Raw genomic sequence first — 7525 nt, forward strand, 5'->3', positions numbered from 1 at the left:
ATGAAAGGGCTCATTGTCCAATACTCTGGAGTTTATGACAAGCTTCTTGAAGAATCCCACTTCTTCAAACGTGGTGTATTTAACCACACTAACGCGGGCCAAGTCGCGAAGAACCTCAAAGATAATGGATGGTTCAAAGGCGGACATACGGTAAGCCTGAAGACCAACGACGGTGAGCTGACAATATCTGACGAGGGTGAGCTCGGTGAATATATCGAAGCGGAAAAAGAACGCATTCTTAGTGACCAAACTTTGGGTGAGATGTTTGCAAAAGTTGATGGTAAATTAAACAATAAGGCGCTCCAAAACTTTCGGGATCACTTGCTTGACCATCCTTATCTCGTACCTGAACTTCAAGATATCGACGCTTTGAAGAGAAGAGTATGGATCGCCTATTTGACCACGATGAAATCTGAGTATGTGGGCCTTTTGGAAGAGTATGATTCCAGCTTGGAGAAGTTGAAAGGTATTATAGCAAAGGCAGATGCAGAACTTACGCTATGGGAAGATGTTATCAACACCTTTAACAGTCGTTTCTGGGTGCCGTTCAAGGTTAAGGTGAAGAACAAGGCAGATGCAGTTCTGGGTATCGAGGGGCCCCAAATTGAGTTTGAATTCAAAGATATCGGCGGCGAAGCGAATAAGCGAATTTCATCTGAAGAACTCTCACAAGTCCTCAGCAACGGAGAACGCAGGGCACTTTATATTCTGAATATCATATTCGAAGTCGAAGCACTTCGGAGAGCAACGCATGAAACACTTTTGATCGTCGATGACATCGCCGATTCATTTGATTACAAAAACAAGTATGCGATTATCGAATATCTGAAAGATATTAGCCGTAGTGATCATTTCCACTTACTGGTTTTGACGCATAATTTCGACTTTTATCGGACTGTCAAAGGTCGGCTGGGCATCTATAATCCAAACAAACTGATCGCTGGCCGGTTTGAAAACAAAATTACCTTGCAGGGGGACACGATGGGAGACAATCCTATCGAAAGTTGGACGAGCACTCTTGATGAACCCAAATCGATGGTTGGCTGCATTCCCTTTGTTCGAAACTTAGCTGAATATAGTGGTGACAAGGAAACGTTCGCAACCCTGACCAATCTTCTTCATGTCAAAGAAACATCAGATTCCGTTACTTTTGATGACTTACGTAAGGTTTTTGGAAACGTACTGTCGGAAGATATGATGAAAAAATGTCATGGGAGTGACTGTTCTGTCTTGGTTGAGGTAAGTAAAATGTGCGCCACAATTGTTGCCTCGCCGCTCGATGAGGTATCGCTGCTGGACAAAGTTGTCTTATCGATGGGCATACGGCTTCACACTGAGCGCTTCATTATCGAGAAAATAGCGGACCAAGATTTTGTTAAAGGCCTACGAGGTAATCAAACCAGCAAATTGATAAGAAGGTTCCGTCGAGACAACGCAGATCAGGACACCCACTTACTGTTAGAGCAAGTCTTGTTAATGACGCCAGAGAACATTCATATGAATTCCTTCATGTTCGAACCTATTCTGGATATGTCCCCTCATCATTTACACGGCCTTTACAATCAGATTATGGCCATGAAGTAACGCGCCCGGACAAACAGCATGTGTTCTACCAACAATCATTCTTCCGGCAAACCGACTGAAGCGGTTGAAGGGGCACTTAAAGGCGCGGCTGCCGCACAGGCTGGCTATGATTATCAACTCGACGTCTCGATCCTCGCTGCCTTGCGGCTTCTCCTAATTTCCAAAGCAGCAAGCCGGCTCGTCCTCGAGCCTGCAAATGACGAAGATCTCGAAGCGGACCTTGCACATGACACGCCAGGCCGTGTGGAACCCAGCGCGACGATGGCGGGTGGATACAAGCTTGTGGTCCAGGTCAAGCTGCGCACCGGTGAACCTTGGTCAATTGATGATTTCCGTGCGCTCCTAAATCACGGCAAGGTTCGTCGTCCTGCGCTACATCACCTCGATGACCCAAACACCCGCTATCTTCTTGTGACAAGCGGTTACGCCAAAGGCGTTGCGCGCGATCTGCTCGTGGAAGGATTTGAAGAATGGGCAGACAAGGATAGATTTCCACCCGCACTGAATTCCACTCTCAAACATGATCCCGAGGGCCGTGTCGCAATCTGGGGTGGTCTGACTGAGAAGCAGCTTGCGTCCGATTTACGGATCATGATGTCCGATCTGCTCCACGTACCGAAGCCCCGGCAGTCTGAGTTTCTCAATGACCTTCGTTCCGAAACGAAACGCCGAATGCGCGGCGCGACCCAGGGTGTTTGGACCCGCGACGACATACTCGCGACTGTCCGGAAACATGGTGGGTTTCTCGCCAGCTCGACCAGCCTCGAAATGTTCGTGCAGCCAGCGAATTTTAATCAGATGGTGCAACGCCTGAACGAACGAGGAGCCATTGTCATCCGTGGCCCCTCGGGTACGGGTAAGACCCAGGCAGCGCTCAAACTCTGCGATCTGGCACGCGCGCGGAATGGATCGATTGAAATTGTGACTGTTGGGCCTGACGATCCACCGGCGAGCACGCGCAAGCTTATCAACACCGGGCCCACCCTTTATTATGTTGAGGACCCTTGGGGCCAATACAGCCTCCGTGGGGGATCCGAAGCATGGACTGAACAGCTGCCTCGATTATTGGCGAAGGCTGGGCCCGATCATCAATATATCATTACGTCGCGGAGCGACATGTTACAAAACGCTCAGATCGGTGAGCGCCTCAACCGTTGGTCTATCGAGCTGGATGGCGGTCAGTACAGCAATGGCCCGCTGATAGAGATCCACGACAGCCGCATGGATCAATTGCCTCCCGATCTACAGGCCAAGGCCTTAGCCTTCCGAAAAGATGCCTTGGAAGCGTTCGAGACCCCACTCGAGATCGATTTGTATTTTACGAAGTTGCAGGAAGGTTCAGAAAATGGCGAAGCAGACCACGCCTTCTTCCGACGCTTGCGCTCCGTATCGCACCGTAGCGCAGTCCAGGACGTAGTAGTCCAATATTTGCACAAGATTGATTCCTCCGGGGTGGCCGCTGTTATCTTGGTCTTGTTACAAGCACGTTCGCAATTTGATCGTGCGCAGCTAACGGCTCTGCAGAGAGTGTTACGCCGCACCTGGCCTGAACTTGGCGACGGGCTTGAAACGATGGTTGATCGCTTGGTCGCAACCCGCCATTTGCGTCAGCCGGCAAGGACGGTATCTTTTGCCCACCCCAGCGTTCGCGAAGCCTTTGAGCTATTCATCAAGTCAAACTGGCCCCGTAGCGAGAATGCGATTGAGCGTCTGATCGCTGCACTGGTGCAGTTGGGCGGCGCGTATCAGGGCTGGGGACTGGAAACGGCCGCTCGTACGGTTCAGGCCGGCAAGGCATTAGGGCAACAGATCGAGGGGCTCGATCCACCCTTTGGTGTGGATCATGCCAGCCAGGCTGCCATCGACGCGTGGTTGGACGAAGGACTGCTGGACCGGAAGTCCAGTTTCCCGCCGTTGCTCGAACTCGCGTCCGGTGTCGGATCCGAGGACTCAGTTCCAAGCGAGATCGCACGCTGGCTAATGCTCGGGGTTCAGCGGGGCGCATCATTTTTTTTGGAGAAATGGGCACCGCCCCATTATTCCGACGAATGGTATGACCGGATCGCTAAAGATCCGCAGACGACGACGATTGCCGCCCGCTTCGTTCGTGAAATGCTCCCACGTGATAATGGAAACTATGGGCGTGGCTTCCCATCAAAGCTCAACCGCATCGCGCCGGACCTGACCGCCGCATATACCGATGCAGCTCTGACGATGGTCGGGAGTGGGTACGAGAGCAACGCTGACACGGTCGCGACGGGCGCCATTCAAGATACTAATGCCTTTGGGAAAGTACTAAATGCCGCGCTCGACGAACTTGCCGATGCAATCCGGCATTATTCCCAGCATGGTGCGGAAGAGTGGCGCGCCATTAAGGACGGTGAGCGTGACTATGCCGCTGAGGAAGCACATCAGTCCCGATATGAAGGGGAAGGCTACACCGCCGGTATTTTTGTCGACATGTATGTGCACAAGCTTCGACAGAACAGCCGATGGCAGGAGATTGCAGACCATCCCCGTGTCGGCGAGATGATTGGCGTATGGGGAGATGATGTCGCAACATCGCCTGAGCCGCCCGCAGCGGAAGAACTCGACACGTTGTTGCGGCTTGCTCGTGGTAATCGCAGAGAGCAAAAAGCTTGGTATGCCGCCCGAGAATACTGGCGACCCAGCTTAGAGACCGAATTGTTTTCGCGGTTACTCTGCAAGCCAATTGATCCTGACCTGCGCTCCGAGCTCGCGTACTGCGGTCTCTGCGTTGCTCCACATACCCTCATAGACGCGATAGAGGCGCTGAAAGACCAACCTGCCGATCAGCTAATGCTGATTGTTGACGTATGGGCTGCGAGGGGGCGCGTCACATCCAAAAAACGCTCAGCAATATTTGAGCAGATCGCATCTGCCTTTTCACCTGAACTTCGAGAAATCGCGGGTGCCTTAGGTTACAAGAAACGCCCTGCGGAAGGTGTCGGGCCTGACGCGCTCGCGCAACTTCAAGCAGTTATCGGATCCCTGTCGACAGATGCGCTGGAAGCGGTCGTTCCTGTCATTCTCGCGAGTGGCGGCGACGCGACAGAGGCTATCCGCTGCTGGCTGTTGGAGGCAGACGCAAGTGATTCAGCACTCAAAGCCACTGAAGCGGCCGAAGCATCCGGGAACCATGAGCTTTTGCATGACGCGTTGCATCACAAGCGCGCCGAAGCGCGCTGCGCCGCACTTATCGGACTCGCACCGACTTTGAGCGATCCTCTGCCAGACCATATACTTGCCATGGCGAACGACAGAGGTAGCGGAGTTCGCCGGGCGCTCGTTTCTATCCTTGAGAATCGTCTCCATCCTGCACATCAGAAGGTGCTGCTCCGCCTAACAGCAGACACTTGGTCAGGTGCTGACGTCTATGACAATGAGCGTGAATACTATTTGATCGCTCAGGAGGCCGTTAAAGCCCTCGCAGAATATGACTCTCTGGATGACGACGTCGGCCTGCATCTCCTTGACCTATCAGATCAAACGCCAGATCGACAGCTCAGCCAGTTTGCGCTAACCCTCGCCGCAAACTGTTGTAGCCCCCAAGTCCGTGCCAGAATCTGGGAGATGGTTCACATCCCTGCGGCGCGATGGATTCGTCTCGACGCGCTCGACGCACTGGCAGCCGCCGAACTGGTTGAAATCGCGATAGCATCGCAGGTCACGCCGCAACTCCTACTCTCGCTACCGACGATTCTTGCCGTCCCTGCAACGGTATTGCTTGCCAACCATGTACCAGTCGCGGATGTCATTCGAACCCTCGAGCGCGTCGCGAGCTCGAACAAGCGCAGAGCACTGTTACTTGTCGGTGCAGCGACCCTCAATTCAAGAAACAATGAAGCGGCATACAGGGTCCTTGACCTTCTCGAGCCAAACCATCCAGCCCGCGCACTTCTGGACACTAAAGATCCGCTTCCCTCCTCGATCCTCGACGATCTTGGCAAGGTGCGTCTGCGACGAGCTGTTCGCGAATGGCTGGGTGATTGCATTACCGCCCCATGACCCGCCGATTTGGACAAATAGTGTCGCCGACGCTTTTTCTCATCATCATTTTACCTGTCCGCCACTGGTTTCTGCCCAGACGATTGTGTCCTGCGCAATACGTCACAAATCGATCAACACCGTAGCGGCTTCGACGCAATCAGCGCGGAAAGAATCTTGGGAAACTTGAGAAGCCACTTTGGGTTCGTCATGACAGAATTTATATATTTGTTTTCAAGGGGTGAAGTGGACAGGTTCGCCGAACTAAGTACTTGAAAGTAAGTAAACAATGCAATCCCACCGCATTCGCCACCCCGTATTTTTTGTGCATCTTTTCAATGGCTTGAGCGCATATTGGCGAACCTGCCACAAGGGTTCGCCAATACATTGTTCTATGATCGTTCTATTTAAGCTTCTCAATGGCACCATCGGCTAAAATTGGGCGGTTAGCGTCCATTGTGTAGCGGGTTACTTCTGCAAGCGTCAGATGTCCGGTGACGGCCATGATCTCATGAGGAGACGCGCCCGCTTCGGCCAACCGTCTTGCAATTGCTTTCCTGAGCCCGTGAGAGGAACAGTTTGGAAGGCCCGCTTCATTACACCACTCGCGCATCATGTTTCCCAACCCGTTTGGAGAGCGACTTTTTCCATTTTGTGTCTCGAGAAATGTGAAGGCATTTTTCGGACAGATATCCAGCACAGCACGAAGCTCAGGATGGATAGGAATGTCTATTAGAACGCCGCCATCATCCTCAGTTTTCTGCCGCCTGTAGCTGATCCGGCCTGCTTGAATATTCCCCTTCCCAAGTTTCACTGCATCTGCTCTCGCGGCTCCAGTAAACAACATCAATGTCATTGCGGTATGTGCCAGTGTGCCAAGGCTGTACTTTGCGTAAAACTTGTCAATTTCTTCTTCCGACCAAGTATGAAAGCCCTTCGATCGCACTTTCAAAGGCTTTATTGTGAATATTGGATTTTCCTTCCTCCATTCGAGGTCGACGGCGAGGTCTAACAGAGCTTTCAGCCTATCCCGCAGATTGTTCGCGGCCGCAGGTGTCTCGCTTTTTGCTGCAAATATTGCCTTGAGGTGGCGACGTTCAAGTCTGGCAGCACTCTTGTCCCCGTGCTCCTCCCGAAACCGCTCCAACATATTGCGATAGGTCGTTTTGGTACTGCTCTTGAGGCCCAGAAAATCCGCCGTTTGGTAGTATTTAGCTATGAGATCTGAGAATGATCTGGGTGAAGCTTTTCCGCTACCAGCACCTGACGGGGACCGAAGCCCTGTCATTGCGTCCTCATAGCGTCTGACAAATTCTGGCGACCCGTATTCTGACCCCAACTCAGCGGAGAAATTCTTTTTCCGAAACCGCCAGCGGCGTTTTCCATGGCGATCCTTGTACGGCGTCGCACCTGGAAATTCCTTTTTGTAGCGCCCAGTCATGCGCTGCAGCACCCGGGAAAAAAGTTGGTTATGACGTGGTAGTTTTTTCTGGTGAAGTCCAAAAAAATGAGCTCAGGCCAGTTCGTCAAACCTTGGAATTTCCATTTAAGTGTAAACACCCAAAAATTGCCGGTTCGCCAACTTAAGTACTTGAATTTATTCGATCGGTTTAGTCCCTTCGTCTCCGCCACCATACAGTTTCGTGCGATTTGGATGGGCCGCCTTGAGCGGCCTTTTTTGTTGTTTTTGCTACAGTTTTCCCACCTCCAGCTTGTTTTTGAGTTTCTTTCGGCTCGCTCTGTTGCCGTTCTTTGGGCGGGCCGCTCCGTACGGATTTCGGTTTGGGAAGCGCAGAGTTGGTGCCCCTCAACCAGGCGCGAGAGCGTGCGCTGGAATACAGGCGTATGGCAAAGCAAGGTTCGGGGTGCGATCAGGCGACAGTCCTGCACAAGCCGCGCCTACTCAGCGACAATGGCTCAAGTCATATCTCGG

The 7525-nt window shown here is 52.3% G+C and carries 4 protein-coding genes; 3 read left to right on the forward strand and 1 reads right to left on the reverse strand.

What is annotated here, in order from left to right; translation table 11 throughout:
• Nucleotides 1-1584, forward strand: a complete 1584-nt coding sequence (locus P1U55_RS07970) for a hypothetical protein (RefSeq protein WP_301047009.1) — start codon at nucleotides 1-3, stop codon at nucleotides 1582-1584.
• A gap of 18 nt (nucleotides 1585-1602) precedes the next feature.
• Nucleotides 1603-5613, forward strand: a complete 4011-nt coding sequence (locus P1U55_RS07975) for a hypothetical protein (RefSeq protein WP_301047010.1) — start codon at nucleotides 1603-1605, stop codon at nucleotides 5611-5613.
• Between the two features lie 382 nt (nucleotides 5614-5995).
• On the opposite strand, the gene P1U55_RS07980 is transcribed toward P1U55_RS07975, so the two are convergent.
• Nucleotides 5996-7033 (reverse strand): tyrosine-type recombinase/integrase, encoded by a 1038-nt coding sequence (locus P1U55_RS07980; protein ID WP_301047011.1) that lies wholly within the window; start codon nucleotides 7031-7033, stop codon nucleotides 5996-5998.
• 66 nt (nucleotides 7034-7099) lie between these two features.
• Between P1U55_RS07980 and P1U55_RS07985 the strand changes: the two genes are divergently transcribed.
• The coding region (locus P1U55_RS07985) for a hypothetical protein (RefSeq protein WP_301047014.1) at nucleotides 7100-7525 on the forward strand (426 nt) is incomplete at its 3' end.

Origin of the sequence: Vannielia sp., from assembly GCF_029212645.1 — a bacterium.
In the GTDB taxonomy this organism is placed as follows: Bacteria; Pseudomonadota; Alphaproteobacteria; order Rhodobacterales; family Rhodobacteraceae; genus Vannielia.

Coding starts and splice junctions, on each gene's coding strand:
- P1U55_RS07980 (WP_301047011.1), bottom strand. CDS start 7,033: ATGACTGGGCGCTACAAAAAGGAATTTCCAGGTGCGACGCCGTACAAG.
- P1U55_RS07970 (WP_301047009.1), top strand. CDS start 1: ATGAAAGGGCTCATTGTCCAATACTCTGGAGTTTATGACAAGCTTCTT.
- P1U55_RS07975 (WP_301047010.1), top strand. CDS start 1,603: ATGTGTTCTACCAACAATCATTCTTCCGGCAAACCGACTGAAGCGGTT.